Raw genomic sequence first — 17235 nt, forward strand, 5'->3', positions numbered from 1 at the left:
TCTAATTAATACTATGCTTATTCATCTTTTGTTCAAAGATAGTCGTGATAATCTGACGCAATTCTTCACGTTCTTTTTCTGGGATTTCACCACTTGTTTGGGCTGCAGCGTAGAGTTCAGGGTGTTCAATTGAAATGCGTTTAATAGTACGTGTTGTAGCATGTTTTCTGACAAAAAAAGGGATGCGCTTAATCAAGTCTTGTGGGACAAGCGCAAGAATTTTCTCAGCAGTTTCCTTGTCACTAATCTTAGACGTAGTCAGCCCTTTCTTAATCATTTCCTGTTCTTTTTCTGTAAAATCTTTTAATTCCATCTGATTAATCCTCCTATTCTCTCTAAGTTAAATTATATATCAGTTGTAGCAAGACACCAAATAGTCTGTTTGTAAAATGCTTTCTATACTAGAATTTTCTTTTCACTTTTAATTTCTCCCTAGTAAAAAATCACAAAACCTTTAGGCAATATCACCAGTTGCTGCTCCAATACTTGGCAATGACTGGCTAGCACTACAGAATCACGGTCTACAAGATAGTTTTCATTTGATTGGTTAAAAATAGCTTGGAGTTTTTGTCCATCATTATTCCATTCTAGAGAAAGCACATCAGGCTTGATTTCTTGCAGACTATAGCTTCCATGTTGGATAATGCCTGAAGCATCCTTACGAAGCTGAATCAATTTCTTCATAAAATTCAACATCTCATTGCTATCGGAAACACGTTCCCAAGGCATGACACGACGACAATCTGGGTCTGGCCCTCCACCTAACTCCAACTCAGTTCCATAGTAGAAACACGGTGTCCCCCTTTGTAGAAAGAGGCAAGCAAGGGCAGACTTAACGAGTTGAACATCTTCCTTGGCAGTAGCCAAAATGCGCTCCGTATCATGCGAATCCAAGAGATTGAACATCACTTCCGAAATCTGCTGTCTATAGTACATTGATTGGCTATTGATTTCATCGATAAATTGATGAGACTTCTTAACCCCTCGCAAGAAATAATCCTTGATGCTGTCGGAGAGAGGATAGTTCATGACTGCATGGAATTCATCTCCATTTAACCAAGGCTGGGAAGTATGCCAGACCTCTCCAAGAATATAAAGGTCAGGCTTTTTAGCCAAGACAGCCTTATGGAAATCTCGCCAAAATTGGTGGTCGACTTCATTTGCCACATCCAGGCGCCAAGCATCAATATCAAACTCTTCAATCCAGTAGGTCGCAACGCTTAGCAAATAGTCCCTCACTTGAGGATTGGCCGTATTGAGCTTGGGCATATAGCTGGCAAAAGCGAAGGTATGATAAGGGAGTTTTCTTGGGTTTCCTAGCTTATCCTTGGTCACGGGAAATTCTTGAACATGGAACCAGTCTTTATATTCCGACTTTTCACCATGCTTGAGAACATCCTGCCACTGAGGAGACTGATCCCCGATATGATTGAAAACAGCATCCAGCATGATTTTCATGCCTCTCTGATGGGCCTCCTCCACCAGTTTACGGAAGATTTCCTTGTCTCCAAAATGATGGTCAATTTTAAAATAATCCGTTGTATTATATTTGTGATTGCTTGGGGATTCAAAAATCGGACAGAGATAAAGACCTGTAATGCCCAAGTCCTGCAAGTAATCCAGATGGTCAATGATACCTTGTAAATCACCACCAAAGAAATCACTCGTTTTTGGTTTGATAGAGGAATCCCAAGCCAGAGCCCCTTCTTGAGAAATCTCAGGATTGCCATTAGCAAAGCGTTCTGGGAAAATCTGGTACCATACCGTCTTTGCTACCCAGTCAGGAACGTGGCAAGCATCAATCTCATGGATATACGGAATTTTAAAGCCATTTCCTTCATAATGAAGGTTTTCTAGCATATTTTCAACACATCCCTTATCGCCATACAAAATACTCTGACCCTGCTTATCCTTGAGTTCAAAGAGATACTGGAGTCGGGCATAGCCAACTGAAACTTCCGCTTGCCAGTAATCAAATAAGGCATCAGAAGTTACTTTGACCATCTCCTTGATTGCTTCATAATGGTCCTCTAAAAAGATAAAAGTGTCTCCATAATGCAAGCTGATGCTTTCAATATCATCTTTCTTGGTCCGGATACGAATGTGCATTGTCTTATCCTTATAAAGATAAGCATACTCCGACTCTGGTCTATGGTAAATGGCTGTTAATTCCATTGTATCTGTCTCCTAGTTTACTTTGAATCGCTTTGCGACGCAAACGTTTTCATAATTGTGATTCTAGTATACTACTTTAAAATTTTATTTTCAAGACTTGTCCATAGTTTTGAGTGGATTGTTTTTGAGAATAAAAAAGCAGTAAGTCTTAATACCTACTACTTTCAGATTGATGATTTACAAATGTCTTTCCAGCCACTCTATCTTTTTAAAATCTTTATTGTTATTGTGGTCATTTCGATAGGAATCTTGGGAAGAGGCTTTGTAAATGCTTAAATATTGTTCTAAACTTGGAACACGAAACGTGGTGTCCTCGAGATGAATCAACTCTATTTCTGATTCCAAAACTCCTGCAAAATCAGGTAAAGAATCAATACTTCCGAATTCAACGCTCACTCCATCTTTTTGGAATTCGTGCTCGTGAATATCTGCCAAGGAATAGCCTAAGTGGTTCATCACTTTCATTATCTTGTCCCAGTCATAAATCCTGAGATGATCAGGCGCTTCCCAGCCTCTAGGATCTCCAGAGACATGAATGTCAATGTCAGACGGCTGCCATTCTTTATTTGAACGGTATTCAAAACCCAAAGACCCCATGAGCGTAGGTGTGATTCCGATTTTGTTTAAATGTGAACAAATTGTTCGAAATTCATCAAATAGAGAATTCATCCCTCCTCCAATCGTTGATATGGAACTCGATTTCGCAGTGAAAAATAAACTAATTTTTAATTTCTACTCTTTCGGTTTTGAAAATACTTCTACTCGCTGAGCTAGTACTTTGATTTCTACAGGTAGGTTATCCGACTTATCGCCGTCAACATCTGACTCCAATTCACTATCTGAAGAGATCTTAATATTGCGCGCTCTGATATATTCAATATTATCATTGCCAACAACATCCCCTTTTAGTAAATCTGGAATGACGGATAATTTAGAGAATATAGATGCATCTTTTAGAATCAAAATATTGGCATAGCCATCTTTATTTTCTTCAAAGATTTTCTTATCAGCGAAGTAATTGGTCAAGAGAACCAAAACATGGCTAGCTTCACCAACATAATTTCCATTTTCTGTCTCAATCTTAATGTTAAAGACCTGATCCGTCATCACAGACTTCATGGTATTTACAGCATAGGCAAGAATACCAAATTTTGTCTTGTCCTCGATCTCCACATTGTGAATCGCCTCAGGCAGAGAACCGATACTAAAGATATAACCAAAATAGTTATCATTTGCTTTACCGATATCAATCTTGTTGGTTAAATTAAAATCGAGTTCATCTATCGCGCCATCGATGTCTTGATTGATTTCCAACAGTTTTGTAATGAGATTACCCGTACCGCCTGGGATAATACCCAACTTAGGAACGTAGTCTCTCTCAGCAATACCCGAAATGACTTCATTGACAGTCCCATCTCCACCAAAACACACCACTGCATCATACTGCTCACGAGACGCTTCTTCAGCAAAATTTGTTGCATCCAACGCTTTTTCGGTAATTTTGGTTTCCACGTGCTCAAAATAATCTTTGGCCTTATTCTCCAGCTTAACCTTATAATCCAAGGCCTTTTCCCCACCAGAGGTAGGGTTGATAATTAACATTGCTTTTTTCATTGATAATACTCCTTAATTTTTAAATAGAAATGTTAGTGTAACTACATCAGTCATTACATATAATGCTATTATATAATGAAACCTCAAAAAATAGAAATCAGACGTACCGGAGATTAATATAATTTTATTCTATTCTCCCATCACCTAATTACATCCTTTAAGGATTCATCCAAATCAGAATAAGCTTTATCCTTTATCCAATAAGGAATACCATAAGTTGCCTCTGCCACCAAGTGAGATGGCGTTTCTACTTACAATAGTCTTTTATTTTATCAACATATTTTGTCAAAAGATTTTTTGAATATATTTTTTCATTTTTTGAATTTCTAACTTCTTTCCAAAGGATGGAAGCTACTTTTAGTTTATTCGAGTAATTGTGACTATTTTCGTCTGCACAGAAGTCCTTTAAAAATTGGTTCCATTGACAAACCGAATGGTCATACTTAGCATAATCTGAATTTCCATAATAAACTTTTAGCATATCTTGGATTTTAAAACTCAAATCATGTTCTCTTTTTACTTTTCTCCAAGCTGTCGCCATATCAGCAGTAAATTTAAAGGGGGAAACACCTGTTAAAGTTGAGAAATATTCTCTAAAGTGTGCGTTAAAGGAGAACCCGCATTCAAGCAAGGGCGTATCTAAGGTAAGGACTTCTACTCTTTTCTTTTTCCTTTTTACTGATGATTTTTTAATCAAATTGCCCTTAAAGTACTGCTCAATAATATGATTGAGTTCCTGTTTTGTACCTCTATATTCAAGCCCTAATGACTTGCATATCTGTGAAAGTTCATCCCGATACCAATAGTATTTATTAAATTCATCAAAGGATGTGATTTTATCAAACTCAGGTCTGTTCTCTATCAATATAGTACCTCCTTCCTCAAAAAACAATTTTGGTTTACATCTTAAAAGAGTGAAATTATTCTACCTTTATAAGTAAGAAATAACCAAGATTTTAAACCAGATTTTCCATAAGATTATAAATTTAACTTATGTGTTTACTTTTTTATAAATAAAGACATATAGACTTACAGATAAACTTTAATCAATCTTCTCAAGATCTTCTTTAATATTTTTCCCTTTTTGTATACTATCTTTTTCTTTATCAAGTCTAATAGAACTTAACAAATAAGTTAAATAATGATCTAACTCATTGTAGTATATATGACCTACTACATTTTTTCCAACATAAAACCATTCAATATCATAATCATAATCCTGATTGTTCTGGTTCAGATATTCAAAATAATTCCAACCATCTTCCTTATAATCGTCTATGTGCGATTCTGGCTCTGACTCATAAGAGTAAGGAAAACGTTTCTGATATTCCTCTGTTAACCAACTTCTATATTTACCGTCATTTTCAAGGAAATTTTTAAGGAGTTTTTTATAATCTTTCTTCGTTATTGGTATCGCTTTTAAATAGTTTGATATTGGTTCAGAAGATATTAATTTGTTTTCTCTCATTTTATGTCTGAGATATAATATAAGTTCAATTGTTGCTGGATCATCACCGTATGTACCACATTTTACATTATTATCTCTATTTTCTATTACTTTTTTATATAATGGTTCAATGTCTTTCAAACAATCTTTTCCGAAGATTTTTTCAATATATCCTTCAAATATTTTTTCCACATTCTTTTTCTTTTTATTTTTATTTTCCATATTAAGCCTTACTTTCTTTTTTAGTTAAATAATTGAATGATCAATGTTTTTTATTATCTAAATCAAAACCAAACTGCCAAAATCCCATATCAAGTATTTTCATTTGAGGATACGACATATCTGCAACTATAAAATTCTTTTGTATTGAATCTAATTATTCTAAGTTTTTCTTATAAAAATCTACTAGTTGTATAATAGATTTAATGTTATAGGTTCCGTTTGCAATCTTTTGTGATTTTAATCCAGCAACAAAATATCTATCATATGCAGGTACACAACCGAGTGTGCCCTTCAGTATCTTTGTGATTAGTGTATCTGACAAGTTATTTTTCAGTGCTGAACTTCTCACTTCACGCCTAATTTCATCATAATAACTAGCAATAAATTCATTAATTTCCTTTAGCAATTTTTGGTTTTAAAGAAATTGAAATATTCTCTTTCTAATCTATAACTATACCTATTCTGTTCGAGTTTCAGCTAAATATATTCCCCATTCAACTAATTCTACAGGCAAATCATAAACAGTTTTTCCATTACTTTCATAGATCTCAGAGATTCCTGGTGAGGTCTTAGAAAAAGTTTTCCAAGCTGTCACTAGTTCTTCTACAAATTGAATATTATGAGGTTCAAAAAAGTCATTAAATTTCGATAGTTCTTTACTATAAATTGTCACAACATTATAGCTATCAAGCATGATCTCATCATGACTTTTATGCCCACAAAATCCAAACTGACTTAGTCCATCATTAATAAGCAAATCACCGTATCTAATCAACAGTGCTAGGCATTCCTCTCTTGAACAACCATCAATATAATAAACATCCTTATGGGATTCCTTGATAATATTCTTTGCTATCACTTTTTCTCTATCAATACTGACAGGCAATTCCAAAATAAAAAACAAGGGCTCGTCATGAATCGCAATAAAGTGTTGAAAAACCTCTAATATTTTTTCTGCGTGTACATTCGCCATCAAATGATGTTCAGTTAACTTTGTAAATGACTCAAACAGGTTTTCTACCAAGCTAACTCGATGACCTTTTACTAAATTCAACATTACGCGTCCTCCAGAGAATTTAAATATTATACACATTTATAATCTCATTATACCATTAAAACCTGAAAAAGACTGCAACTTCCCAGTCACAGTCTCTTATAAATCTACCTCAGTTCCTTCAAGGAAAGTTACTACAATTTGTCCAACTTCTGAAATACTGATGTGGTCGAGAACTTGATTCATGATAACTCCATCACATTTATCTAAATCTAGTATCTGATACATCTTCTTGGCATAGTGCTTATGGAGAAGATTTGTTCCTTGCTCAAGCTTTTGCCACTTAGCTACAACATCAGATCTATGTTCTTGTAGCAGTCCAACTGCTTTCATAAATGCTTTCTCAAGCATTTCTTCATCTATATGATTGTTTAAACATCCAATCTGGCCTTTGATCCTATATCGATTGTTACACTGCCAAACCTTCCGTTTACCTCGACTTGTAGTCCAATTTTTTCTACCAAATGCTGAACCACATTCGGCGCAAAATACTTTTGTTGTAAAGGGATTGTTTTCTTTCTGCATGATATAAAATTGGAGCTTATGTTGTTCTCTAAATTTCTTTCTTCTTGCTATTTCTAACTGAACAATCTCCCACTTCTCTCTATACTAGTATATAAACTAATAAAAGGATGACTATATAGCCATCCTGACAATTTTTATAATTGTATCAAGTTTTACCTAAAAATACTGTATTAATCTATCCTTCTCACATTAAACACATCAAAAGTTCAGTCTGCGAAAGCATCACATCCCTTATATCAGGACTAATACTCTCACTTATTAACACATTTAAAGAAGCATCTGTCAAAATATAATCACAATCTATATAACACTACAAAAAAGTATTCCACTATTTGCAATACTCTTTTGTAGTGTCTCGCTAGCTTTGCATAAATGCTACCGAAGCTCCTCACCGCTGCGACGAGACACATTAGAAATTCTGAACCCTGCGAAATTATTGTTACCATAATCTTGCCCTCCATTACATTCAATACATTTAATAAGCAATCACTTACTAAGTGTATAAGTATTTCTACAACCATTTGTGTGACCAACGAAAATAAGGTAGAGGAGTCTGATACATCGGTTAGCAGCAAATGATGAGGAGGGGAGTCGAACCCCTATCCCCGATAACAGAAGATTCAATATTTCAATCTTATTCTATCATGAAATTTTTAAATAAACAATCATAATTTTACTCTTAATGTTCTCAAAAATTTAATCTCAAGCTATGTTAAGAAATTCATCAACAACATCTACAAATTTCCCCAAGACCAAATCTTACCTAAGTTTCATATATAAGAGGTGACACATTCATTCCCATAAAGCCATGCTCATTGGTAATAAATGTACCCCCTAAGTGTAAATAGAAATAAAAACTCAGTAACAGCACCTATCGGACCAATACACTTAACTTCTCCTCTCAGTCTGATACTTCCTCACATATCACAAAAAACCGGGTATCACAAAAATTTTTGCAACACCCAGAAGTCCCATAATATTAACGATATTTGTTGTACGTTATTTATCGCCAACATAGCTACTCCACTTAAATTTTTAAGGAGAATAGTCTCCATAAAAATAATTAAATGAATATTTTCAATACGCTCTATGCAAGACCAATCCATCCATATCCTTGTACTGCCATATCCACAAAATGGTTGATGAGTAAGGATACCTTAGAATCAAAGGCTGCTTTGTCATAACTTTCAGGAAGATCCTGATTTAATGATAATTCAACTTCATATTTAAGTTTGGCACGTGGCTGCTCATCTTTATACCAATCTACCACAAGAAGATCACTACGATTATCCATCAATTTCTTAAACAGATTTTTTGCAGATAATTTTACTTTTTGCTCCTCACCCTGTGTCAATTTCTTTCCAGTAACCAATAAATCGTAAATTTCCAGTTCTTCTTCCGTAAGACCTTCCATATTGGCACGATTGTCCTCTTGACGAAGTTCTTCAAGAAGCTTCACAAGTTGCTCGTAATAATCTTCATTTTCTGTTCCACCTGCATTATAGGAATCAATAATGCGTTTGAATCGTTCAGAAAATTTCGTTCTAGTGCAATTTCTCTTAAGCATTTGTTCTAGCGCTTGCTCTATATATTCCTTCAAGTCATTAATTTCAATAGCTTTATACTCAGCCAGTTTTATTTCTTGTCTTAACTGTTCAATATCTACTTTAGATAAATCTATGGCCTTTGTCCCTTTAATCATGTACTGAGGTTCTTCCCCCTGAACATGATAAACGAAATCCTGACTTGCAATTACACTACCGTCCAGAATTTGATTCATTTTCTGTCTGGCACGAGCTACTTTTTCATCATCAATAGTATGATAAAACAATCCGTGTAAATAAACGAGTGGTGCAAATTTATCATTAGTCCAATTTCTTTCAAAAATTTCTGGTTTTGATGCTTCGTAGAGATTTGTTAAGGTGTTCAGTATAACCTTGAATTTTTCTTTAGCATCATCTTTAGCGATAATAGCGTCATAAGCTCTTCTTAAAGCATCCAGTTTATCCAGAGTATTGGAATCTGCAATGATTTTCTCTAATGAAACGCCTAAAGAAAGCAAGAAAGAATCTGCCTCATGAATTGTACCATCAATGTATCCGATCAGCTGATCTATATCTTTTGCAGGAAATTCTGTTCCGTCATTACCCGTGGCGTATTCTGTTAATGCTTTCTTCATATATTTAAAAACATTCACATAATCAACGATAATTCCAGCAGGTTTTCCAGGATAAACTCTATTGGCACGAGCTATGGCTTGCATCAGCGTGTGCCCCTTCATCGGCTTGTCAAGATAGAGCGTAGAAAGGTTTTTCACATCAAACCCTGTTAGCCACATGGCACACACAAACACTAATTGCAGAGGATCATCTGGACTCTTAAATCGATCCTCGATATCTCTACCATCAGGTGTAATTTCTTTCATCTTTGCACGATGCTCCGATATTTTCAACCCTTGTTTAGCAAACTTGGTTTCTTCATCATTCTCTTCAGAAATAACAACTGCCATTTCCACCCTATTCATATAAGCAAGAATATTTGTGAGCTGATCACGTTCTTCTTTTGTAGTGGCAGAATTTCGCTGTTTCGTAAACTTCTGCTTTTCAATAGCCCAGTAATGTTGCACTTTGTCATACATTTTGACAGCCGTATATTTGTCAACTGACACAACCAGTCCTTTTCCAAGAAATCCTCGTCTTGGAAAGTGGTAGGCAATATCCTGCGCAACCTTATCCAGTCTGTCATCACGTTTAATAACTTCTAAAATACGAGAGGATGCATTTTCCAACAGACGGATTTCGTCTTCATTAAGATTTTCTTCTTCGATAATATCTACAACATCATCATCAAGGAAATTATTTTCAAGACCTACTTCCGGAACGCGTCTAGAATAGAATAATGGCACAGTAGAGCCATCTTCGACAGACTGTGCAAAATTATACTCTGATACATAATCTCCAAACCATTGATTTGTAAGACGTTTTGTGCCTAGCAACGGTGTTCCAGTAAATGCAACAAAATTAGCATTAGGAAGGGCTGTTCTCATATTTTCTGCTAAATCTTTGTACTGTGTTCTATGTGCCTCGTCAACTAGAACAATGATATCATCACGTGTAGAAAGAACAGGATACTTCTTCGTCTTATCGAATCTGAACTTATGAATCAACGTGAAAATAAATGCTTTATTGGTAGTTAAAAATTCTCGTAGTTGCTTGCTGTCCTTTGGTTGACATTCCTCTTTAGAACCGATAACTTCTGTCCGTACAAAGTTCTTATGAATCTGTGTATCCAAATCTTCACGGTCTGTAATAACAAGGAATGAAAAATTACCAGCCACTTTGCGTTTAACTTTACGTGCAAACATAACCATAGAATAGGATTTACCTGAACCCTGTGTATGCCAAAAAACACCAAGCTTACCGTTAAGCTCTTTTCTGTGCTCCACTGATTCCATTAAATTATTTACACCTAAGTACTGGTGATTTTTAGCGATAATCTTTATTCTCTGGTTTTCAAAGAGAATAAAGTTTTCAATATAGTCAATCAATCTATCTTTGTTAAGAAGACCATCTACAAAATATCTGACAGAGCTATCCTTAACATTATCCGCAGCAAGAATTGCTTCTCTGTCCAGTTTCTCTTTTTCGCTATCAACTTTAAGCCACTCAAAAAAGTAGTCATAGGTCGCATTAAATGCACCAAGCTTAGTTTCCAATCCATTTGAAAGAACACAAATTTGATTGAATGCAAATAGATTCGGAACATCTCGTAAATAATTCTTTAAATTCTTATTATAGGCTTCTTCTATCTTAACGATGCTATTCTTCAGTTCAATGAACACAAGAGGCATCCCATTGATGAAGATAAGGATATCCGGTCTGCGATAATAGACCTTTCCTTTAATCCACATCTGAGAAACTGCTGTGAAAGTGTTATTCTCCGGATGCTCAAAATCGATAAGCTTTACAAAATCAAAATCTTCTTTACCATTTCTACGGACTGTGATTTTTATATTATTGCGAATTTGTCTGTATATTTTATAGTTAGTATCAACAATATCCGTACCCGTGTAGTCCCGCCTTAAGTTTTTTACTATTTCCTTGATTTTATCTTCAGAGATAGTAGGATTAATGCGTTTCAAAGAAGACAGCATCACATCAGGAAGAACACATTCTTTCTTTGAAGCCCTTCCTGTACCATCATTCAAATCATCTTGCTTACTCAGATCAGCATCACAAATGAGGATATCATAGTTAAATGGTTCCGCTTTTAATTTTGCAAGTATAGCCTGTTCTATATCATCTTCAGATATAAAATTACGCATATGGATCCCTCCTTATTACACTTCAAGTTTCCCACTCATTAGGCGTGGTAAAAGCATATCACGTTGCTTTGTAATTCGTATTAACTGTTTCTTCAATACATTGATTTCATCAAACATTGGATTTATCAAATTATTGAAATGTTCCATTGTTATTGCATCTGGAACTAAGATTTTCAATTTTTCCAATCGCCCTTTGCTAATCTTTGGTTGAGCACTTCCTGTAACAACACCAGTTATAGGGAATCTACAAAACGTCAAATAGAGGAATCGTGTTGAAATATTACCTTTTCCTCTTATAACATGTGCATGATTATTAACCCAAAACTTGTCATTTACTAATTGAAGCACAGGAAAACCGTCCGTAGTAACAACAGTTCCATCTTCACCTAATAACAAGTATTCTCCGTCAAACAGATAATTATCAACATAATCCATTAACTTTGCTGCTCCGTAATATGGATATATTTTTTCCATTTCATCTCTTTGCTTAGAGCTTAAAGGTACTCTCTTGGAATCAAAGAAATCCATCGATTCTGAAATAGGTTGATATTGCCATCCGATTGGGAGCGTACCAACAAATTCCAAATTCTCATATACCGGAAAACGAAATCTTACAAACCATTCCTTATATAGATTCTCTGCCATTTGTTCCAACAACTTGATACGCTTGTTGTTGTTTTCGATGAGATCATCAAATGTTGAGAGAGTTTTAACAATCGCATTCTGTTTCTCTATTGAATAATCTGGAATAGTAAATCTCAGTAATCCCTCTATTCTAAGGTTTGGTTGCGTTGCTACACAGGATATATTATCGATATATTGCAAAAAGCCTTTCGTTTGGAAAATATAATAAACAAATCTTGGATTAAGACTTTTCTCTAATCTAAGTCGTATTGTTCCATTATTATAAACTGAATTAATATCGGATGTAATGATTTTTGATACACCAACAGTTGCACCTGTTCTTGCAATTAACAAATCATTTTTTTTGAGCAAAAAATTTTTTCTGTCTTTTTCGCTCGTTTCAGTGAATCCCCACTCATCATAATTTTTCCCTTGGGATATATCTTGGATACGAATACATTTTAATCCTGTGTCATATTCAACAATAGGAGCTCTTTTAATAGCATCCAGACCTGTATTTGCACTTAGTGTTTTATCTTTTAACCTCATATCACTCACCCAATAATCCTTTGAGATTATTTGCGATGAGTTCTTCAAGTTTCTTTGCCTCAGCACTTAAAGAAGTAAATTCAGAATTAAGGGAAAGCATCTCTTTTTTAAACTCTTCCTGTGTTAAGCCGTCGTCTTCAATAACCACACCAACGTAACGCCCTGCATTAAGAGAGTAGTCTTGATCAATGATTCCGTCTTCACCATCTATAGGTGCTGCCTTACAAAGACCGATAACATCAGCATAAACACCATCAGGGAATCTTTCAGTTAACCAGTCAATTTGTGACTGCCAATATGATTTTGTGAGAACTTCTTTGTCATCAGAAGTTTTCGGTGCATTAGCAAGCTCAGTTTTATACTCATCAATCAAATCAACAAGAGCCTGTGTATCACCGTGATAAAGCTTGGTAATAATACCTAAGTTCTTAATCTGCTCATCCGAAAATTTTCTATGAGCACGGTCAATCTGTGTAAATACATTTCTCGAATCTATAAATAAGATTTCATTTTTCTTATTAGTATTTGGTTTCTGTTTATCGAAGAACCAAAGAGTTGCCGGAAGTGTAACAGATGAGAACATATTTGAAGGAAGAGTCACCATTTGTGAAATAATACCTTCTTCAATCATTTTCTTTCTGATTTCATATTCTGAACCAGAAGCATCTGAAGCGGAGTTTGCCATAACAAGAGCTGCCTTACCATACTCATTTAACGCAGTTGCAAAGTATCCAATCCATAAATAGTTGGCATTTGGGACTGTTTCTTTTTTATCTGATTTTTTCTTTGTCGATTTTGTCTTATTTCTTGGTACGCCGTACGTATTGAAACGGATATCGTCAGAAACTTTCTCAACCACAACCTCATCAACATTAAAGGGTGGATTTGCCATTACATAGTCAAACTGTCCAACTGCATTATATGGATCAGAATAGAATGAGTTAGCTTGTGTAATATCACCACGAATATTATTCAGAAGAAGATTCATCTTTGCCAGTTTAACTGTGTCTGGTTCCTTTTCCACGCCATAGCAACGGAATTTCATCTGTTCACTCTCGCTAGCATTGTGATTATGCATGTACCTTGCAGCCTGAACAAACATCCCTCCTGAACCACATGCTGGATCTAGGAACTTCTTTTCACCGGGCTGAGGATCTAATACTTCAACCATATATCTTACAACTGTTGCAGGTGTATAGAATGTCCCACCATCCTTACCTTCCGCAAGTGCGAATTTTCCTAAGAAGTATTCATAAATTTCACCAAAGATGTCAATAGTACTATTCTCAGGAATATCCTTGAAAATACGCACAATGTTAGAAAGAAGCTCTGGTTCCTCTTCTGGAACAAGCTGTGCGTATACTTCTTTAGGAAGAACTCCTTCCATTCTAGGATTTTCATCTTCAATAGCTTCCATAGCTTCCTTTACGATGATAGCTTTGTTTGCATCGTCCGGTGCGTCATTAATAAAATCGTAATAAGCACATTCTGGAAGATAGAAACCGCACTTTTCTAAAGAAATTTCTTTCACGGATTTTTCCATACGACTACCTTTAAGTCGATTATATTCAGCTTCAATTTCATCCTTATGTTGTTTATATAAAATATCTGCATATCTAAGGAAGATAAGTCCTAGAATAGGCTGACCATATTTATTTGCAGCTAAATGCGCACTTGCACGAAGAACATCGGCAGAATGCCATAGTTTATCTTTTAATTCTTTCAGTTCTGTATCTTTCATTTTCTATTTTTCCTCCTTCATAAATTCAAGTACATCGTTAGGATAGGAGTACAGTTCAGCACTAAGCAGATACTCTCTAATTTATCTAAAGCTATGTATTTTCCTGTACGTATTTTCGTACTAATATTCGCCAAAATATTAGCTTCTCTTAGCAAATCCTGATTAGAGATTTCTTTTTCTATCATCATATGTAGCTGTTTTTTGTAACTTACAGTCATCATAATCTCTCTGTCAACGTTTTAATAAATTATATCACATTTCTGTGAATACGCATACAGCTGTATATCCTTTAAATCAGATCTACCCTAAGAAAAAAGGCATAACCCCGAGAATACACTCTAGACTATGCCATCTTTTTTATAATTACAGTTTCTCTAAGAAGCTTACCGCCTCAACATGACGAATTCTTGGAACTCAAAAGGTTTGGGGAGTTCAAAGCTCCAGTGGAGCTTTGAATCCTCTCGCCCTAAAATGAAAAAGTGAGAGGATTAACTCCGTTTCACTAACAAACTCACACACTCGACGTGGTGCGTCTGCGGAAATAAATCCACTGGCTGGACTTTCTTCAATTCATATCCCAACTCTTGGTAGAGTTTGATATCACGCGCCATGGTTGCGATATTACAAGAGATATAGGCAATGCGGTCAGCTCCAGTTTGGCTACTTGCTTTGATAAAACTTTCGGTCAATCCCTTGCGTGGAGGATCAACCAAGATAACGGTTGGTTGGATACCTTCCCTAAGCCAATTCTTCATGGCATTTTCAGCTGTGTCACAGACATAGTGTGCATTAGTGATATTATTCAAGGTAGCATTCTTCTGACTATTCTCAATCGCTTCTGGGATGACCTCAACTCCATAGACTTCTTTAACATGTTTCGCAACAGAGAGGCCAATCGTTCCAATCCCAGAATATGCGTCAATCACCACATTATCTTCTCTTAACTCCGCAAAGTCAATAGCTGTTTGATAAAGTTTCTCTGCCATCTCAGTATTGACCTGGTAAAAGGCTGGGCCAGCGATTTGGTAGTCATTTCCCAACATCTGGTCCGTAATATAGTCTTGACCATAAAGAGTCTTCCACTCCTTGCCGAAAATCGCATTGGTATTCTGGTCGTTGATATTTTGCATGACAGACACAATCTCTGGGAATTGCTTGATTAGTTGTTCAATCAACTGTTCAACACGAAAAAATTTAGGACGTGTAGTCACCAAAATGACCATGATTTGTCCTGAATAGTGACCACGACGCACAACGAGGTTGCGAATCAAGCCAGACTGTTCCTTTTCGTCATAAGGTTTTAAATCAAAACGACGAAGCAAATCGCGTAGAACTACTACGACTTGGTCAATGACAGGATTCTGGATGAAGAAATCTTCAAGGGGCATAAGGTCATGCGAATTTTTACGGAAAAAGCCAGTTTCCAAGACACCATTCACTCGACGAACGGGCACCTGTGCCTTATTTCGATATCGGATTGGATGGCCCATGCCGAGCGTTTCAGCGACCTCTACATCGGTAATGCCAGCAATCTTGTAGAGACTGTCTTTGACTTGCTTGGTTTTAAACTTTAGCTGCTCTGGATAGGAAAGATGCCCCAAGTCAGCGATACCTGAGCGTAGATAAGCTAGGTCAAGGTCTTGGTTACGATGCGGAGAATATGTAAGGTATTCTTCAACTTTTCCATAGCCGATCTTTTTATTGACCTTAAGGACACGCATGAGGATTTTCTCAGTTGGTAGAGCATTTTCTACAAAAAAAACCAAACCATCTACCTTAGCAACCCCAGCACCTTCATGGGTCAAATCGACAATTTCAACTTCTACAATATCATTTTTCTTTAACATATTTTTCACTTTCTATCGGCCGACAAAAAAAGACGGCAACATTTCTGTTACCATCTATTATATCATGAAATGACCTAAGCACCAAAACTCTTGAAGAAGTTAACAATGGCTTCCCACAGGGAGCTAAAGAAGTTACCCCCGTCTTCTAGTGCTTTATTGGCATCAAAGTTGATATTGATATTTTTAAAGCTATCTCCAGCTTGAGAGATAATACTTTCCTTAAGGTCATTTAGGGTTTTAGTGAAATCAGCATTGTTCAAAATGTCACTCTTTGAGAGGTTAAGTGCAAAATTGATGATGATATTGACCTGGTTTCCTGTTATAACCTGATCGAGTTTGTAGTTTTTTAGCGTGTCTTCTACAATTTTGCGAACATCCTCTTCTGTCAGATTTCCTTTGGCTTCTTTTGCCTTTGCGATTCCTGCCTTGATATCTGCCAAGGCGACATTGAGTTTATTGGCATCGTAACCTGACTTGTCCTTGTTTTCAGCATTGATATCGGATAAAGCTTTTAGCTCCTCTTGGGCCAAGTCTTTATTGGCTTGCGGTACTTTGGCACCATTGGCCTCTAACGAGTAGTAAATCCCTGCTAGGGCGCTCTCTCCTGTAACTGGAATAGGAGCTGCAACTGTGATTTTGGCATGCTCCACTCCCAGCGTCACTGCTGCGTTACGGTACATATCCTGCGTCACCTTGGTGATATTTTCAGGCGTTTCAATCTTAACCTCTAGAGGCGACTTATCACCTAGCTTTTGAATCTTAGCTGACGAATAGAGCTGTAGGCTAGCATCATTAGCCACATTCATAATTTTCGAATAGATATCAGGTGTCATGGTTTTGATATCTTTGGTGTCTTTTGATGCGTCATAGCCAAGTTTGCTAAGAGTTTGATTTTTTTGGTCTTCAGATAAAGAAGAACCTAGAACATATTCAGGTTGTACATAGGTTTCATCGATTACTTTTTGAACATCTGTTGCTGCGTAGACACTCGTCATAGCTGTTGCAGCCCACAATACTGCAGCACTTGTTAGAAAGAATTTCTTTCTCATGGGATATTCCCTCCTTTACCTTTCTATGGTAATAAAACAATCTTAAAGAAAGCTTATAGTGAAA

At 36.1% G+C, this 17235-nt stretch carries 14 protein-coding genes; all 14 read right to left on the reverse strand.

Annotation, left to right across the window (positions count from 1 at the left end; all coding sequences use genetic code 11):
* Nucleotide 1: 1 nt before the first annotated feature.
* Nucleotides 2-313 carry a hypothetical protein gene (locus A0739_RS03390; RefSeq protein WP_049484441.1) on the reverse strand — a complete coding sequence of 104 codons (312 nt, stop codon included), beginning with the start codon at nt 311-313 and terminating at the stop codon, nt 2-4.
* Nucleotides 314-432: 119 nt separating this feature from the next.
* A complete protein-coding gene (locus A0739_RS03395) occupies nt 433-2175 on the reverse strand; it encodes a glycoside hydrolase family 13 protein (protein WP_061587069.1) in 1743 nt (580 codons plus the stop codon).
* A 177-nt stretch (nt 2176-2352) separates the two neighbouring features.
* Complete coding sequence (locus A0739_RS03400) at nt 2353-2844, reverse strand: nucleotidyltransferase domain-containing protein (RefSeq protein ID WP_061587070.1); 492 nt, start codon at nt 2842-2844, stop codon at nt 2353-2355.
* A gap of 63 nt (nt 2845-2907) precedes the next feature.
* Nucleotides 2908-3789 (reverse strand): diacylglycerol/lipid kinase family protein, encoded by an 882-nt coding sequence (locus A0739_RS03405; RefSeq protein ID WP_061587071.1) that lies wholly within the window; start codon nt 3787-3789, stop codon nt 2908-2910.
* A gap of 247 nt (nt 3790-4036) precedes the next feature.
* Nucleotides 4037-4654 (reverse strand): SAP domain-containing protein, encoded by a 618-nt coding sequence (locus tag A0739_RS03410; RefSeq protein ID WP_061587072.1) that lies wholly within the window; start codon nt 4652-4654, stop codon nt 4037-4039.
* A gap of 177 nt (nt 4655-4831) precedes the next feature.
* Nucleotides 4832-5458: a hypothetical protein gene (locus A0739_RS03415; RefSeq protein WP_061587073.1), complete on the reverse strand. Its 627-nt coding sequence runs from the start codon at nt 5456-5458 to the stop codon at nt 4832-4834.
* A gap of 457 nt (nt 5459-5915) precedes the next feature.
* On the reverse strand, nt 5916-6515 hold the full coding sequence (locus tag A0739_RS03425; protein WP_061587074.1) for a hypothetical protein: 600 nt from the start codon (nt 6513-6515) through the stop codon (nt 5916-5918).
* A gap of 96 nt (nt 6516-6611) precedes the next feature.
* The gene (locus tag A0739_RS03430) at nt 6612-7037 is read right to left on the reverse strand and encodes a recombinase zinc ribbon domain-containing protein (RefSeq protein ID WP_462217736.1); all 426 of its coding nucleotides are present in this window, start codon (nt 7035-7037) and stop codon (nt 6612-6614) included.
* A gap of 1087 nt (nt 7038-8124) precedes the next feature.
* A complete protein-coding gene (locus A0739_RS03435) occupies nt 8125-11361 on the reverse strand; it encodes a type I restriction endonuclease subunit R (protein ID WP_061587075.1) in 3237 nt (1078 codons plus the stop codon).
* A gap of 15 nt (nt 11362-11376) precedes the next feature.
* Nucleotides 11377-12534, reverse strand: coding sequence for a restriction endonuclease subunit S (locus tag A0739_RS03440; protein WP_155718964.1), 1158 nt, complete (start codon nt 12532-12534; stop codon nt 11377-11379).
* A gap of 1 nt (nt 12535) precedes the next feature.
* Nucleotides 12536-14275 carry a type I restriction-modification system subunit M gene (locus A0739_RS03445; protein ID WP_061587076.1) on the reverse strand — a complete coding sequence of 580 codons (1740 nt, stop codon included), beginning with the start codon at nt 14273-14275 and terminating at the stop codon, nt 12536-12538.
* 17 nt (nt 14276-14292) lie between these two features.
* Nucleotides 14293-14496, reverse strand: a complete 204-nt coding sequence (locus A0739_RS03450) for a helix-turn-helix domain-containing protein (RefSeq protein ID WP_330996804.1) — start codon at nt 14494-14496, stop codon at nt 14293-14295.
* Between the two features lie 267 nt (nt 14497-14763).
* Nucleotides 14764-16122, reverse strand: coding sequence for a 23S rRNA (uracil(1939)-C(5))-methyltransferase RlmD (gene rlmD, locus A0739_RS03455; protein WP_061587077.1), 1359 nt, complete (start codon nt 16120-16122; stop codon nt 14764-14766).
* A gap of 74 nt (nt 16123-16196) precedes the next feature.
* Entirely contained in the window at nt 16197-17171 is a 975-nt protein-coding gene (locus A0739_RS03460) for a DUF1002 domain-containing protein (protein ID WP_061587078.1), read from the reverse strand.
* Between the last annotated feature and the right edge of the window lie 64 nt (nt 17172-17235).

Source organism: Streptococcus oralis (genome assembly GCF_001588645.1).
In the GTDB taxonomy this organism is placed as follows: Bacteria; Bacillota; Bacilli; order Lactobacillales; family Streptococcaceae; genus Streptococcus; species Streptococcus oralis_AB.

Excerpts from the sequence above, each read along its gene's own strand:
- A0739_RS03435 (WP_061587075.1), bottom strand. The coding sequence starts at position 11,361 with ATGCGTAATTTTATATCTGAAGATGATATAGAACAGGCTATACTTGCA.
- A0739_RS03415 (WP_061587073.1), bottom strand. The coding sequence starts at position 5,458 with ATGGAAAATAAAAATAAAAAGAAAAAGAATGTGGAAAAAATATTTGAA.
- A0739_RS03445 (WP_061587076.1), bottom strand. The coding sequence starts at position 14,275 with ATGAAAGATACAGAACTGAAAGAATTAAAAGATAAACTATGGCATTCT.
- A0739_RS03400 (WP_061587070.1), bottom strand. The coding sequence starts at position 2,844 with ATGAATTCTCTATTTGATGAATTTCGAACAATTTGTTCACATTTAAAC.
- A0739_RS03405 (WP_061587071.1), bottom strand. The coding sequence starts at position 3,789 with ATGAAAAAAGCAATGTTAATTATCAACCCTACCTCTGGTGGGGAAAAG.
- A0739_RS03430 (WP_462217736.1), bottom strand. The coding sequence starts at position 7,037 with ATGCAGAAAGAAAACAATCCCTTTACAACAAAAGTATTTTGCGCCGAA.
- rlmD (WP_061587077.1), bottom strand. The coding sequence starts at position 16,122 with ATGTTAAAGAAAAATGATATTGTAGAAGTTGAAATTGTCGATTTGACC.
- A0739_RS03440 (WP_155718964.1), bottom strand. The coding sequence starts at position 12,534 with ATGAGGTTAAAAGATAAAACACTAAGTGCAAATACAGGTCTGGATGCT.
- A0739_RS03460 (WP_061587078.1), bottom strand. The coding sequence starts at position 17,171 with ATGAGAAAGAAATTCTTTCTAACAAGTGCTGCAGTATTGTGGGCTGCA.
- A0739_RS03390 (WP_049484441.1), bottom strand. The coding sequence starts at position 313 with ATGGAATTAAAAGATTTTACAGAAAAAGAACAGGAAATGATTAAGAAA.
- A0739_RS03395 (WP_061587069.1), bottom strand. The coding sequence starts at position 2,175 with ATGGAATTAACAGCCATTTACCATAGACCAGAGTCGGAGTATGCTTAT.
- A0739_RS03450 (WP_330996804.1), bottom strand. The coding sequence starts at position 14,496 with ATGATGACTGTAAGTTACAAAAAACAGCTACATATGATGATAGAAAAA.
- A0739_RS03425 (WP_061587074.1), bottom strand. The coding sequence starts at position 6,515 with ATGTTGAATTTAGTAAAAGGTCATCGAGTTAGCTTGGTAGAAAACCTG.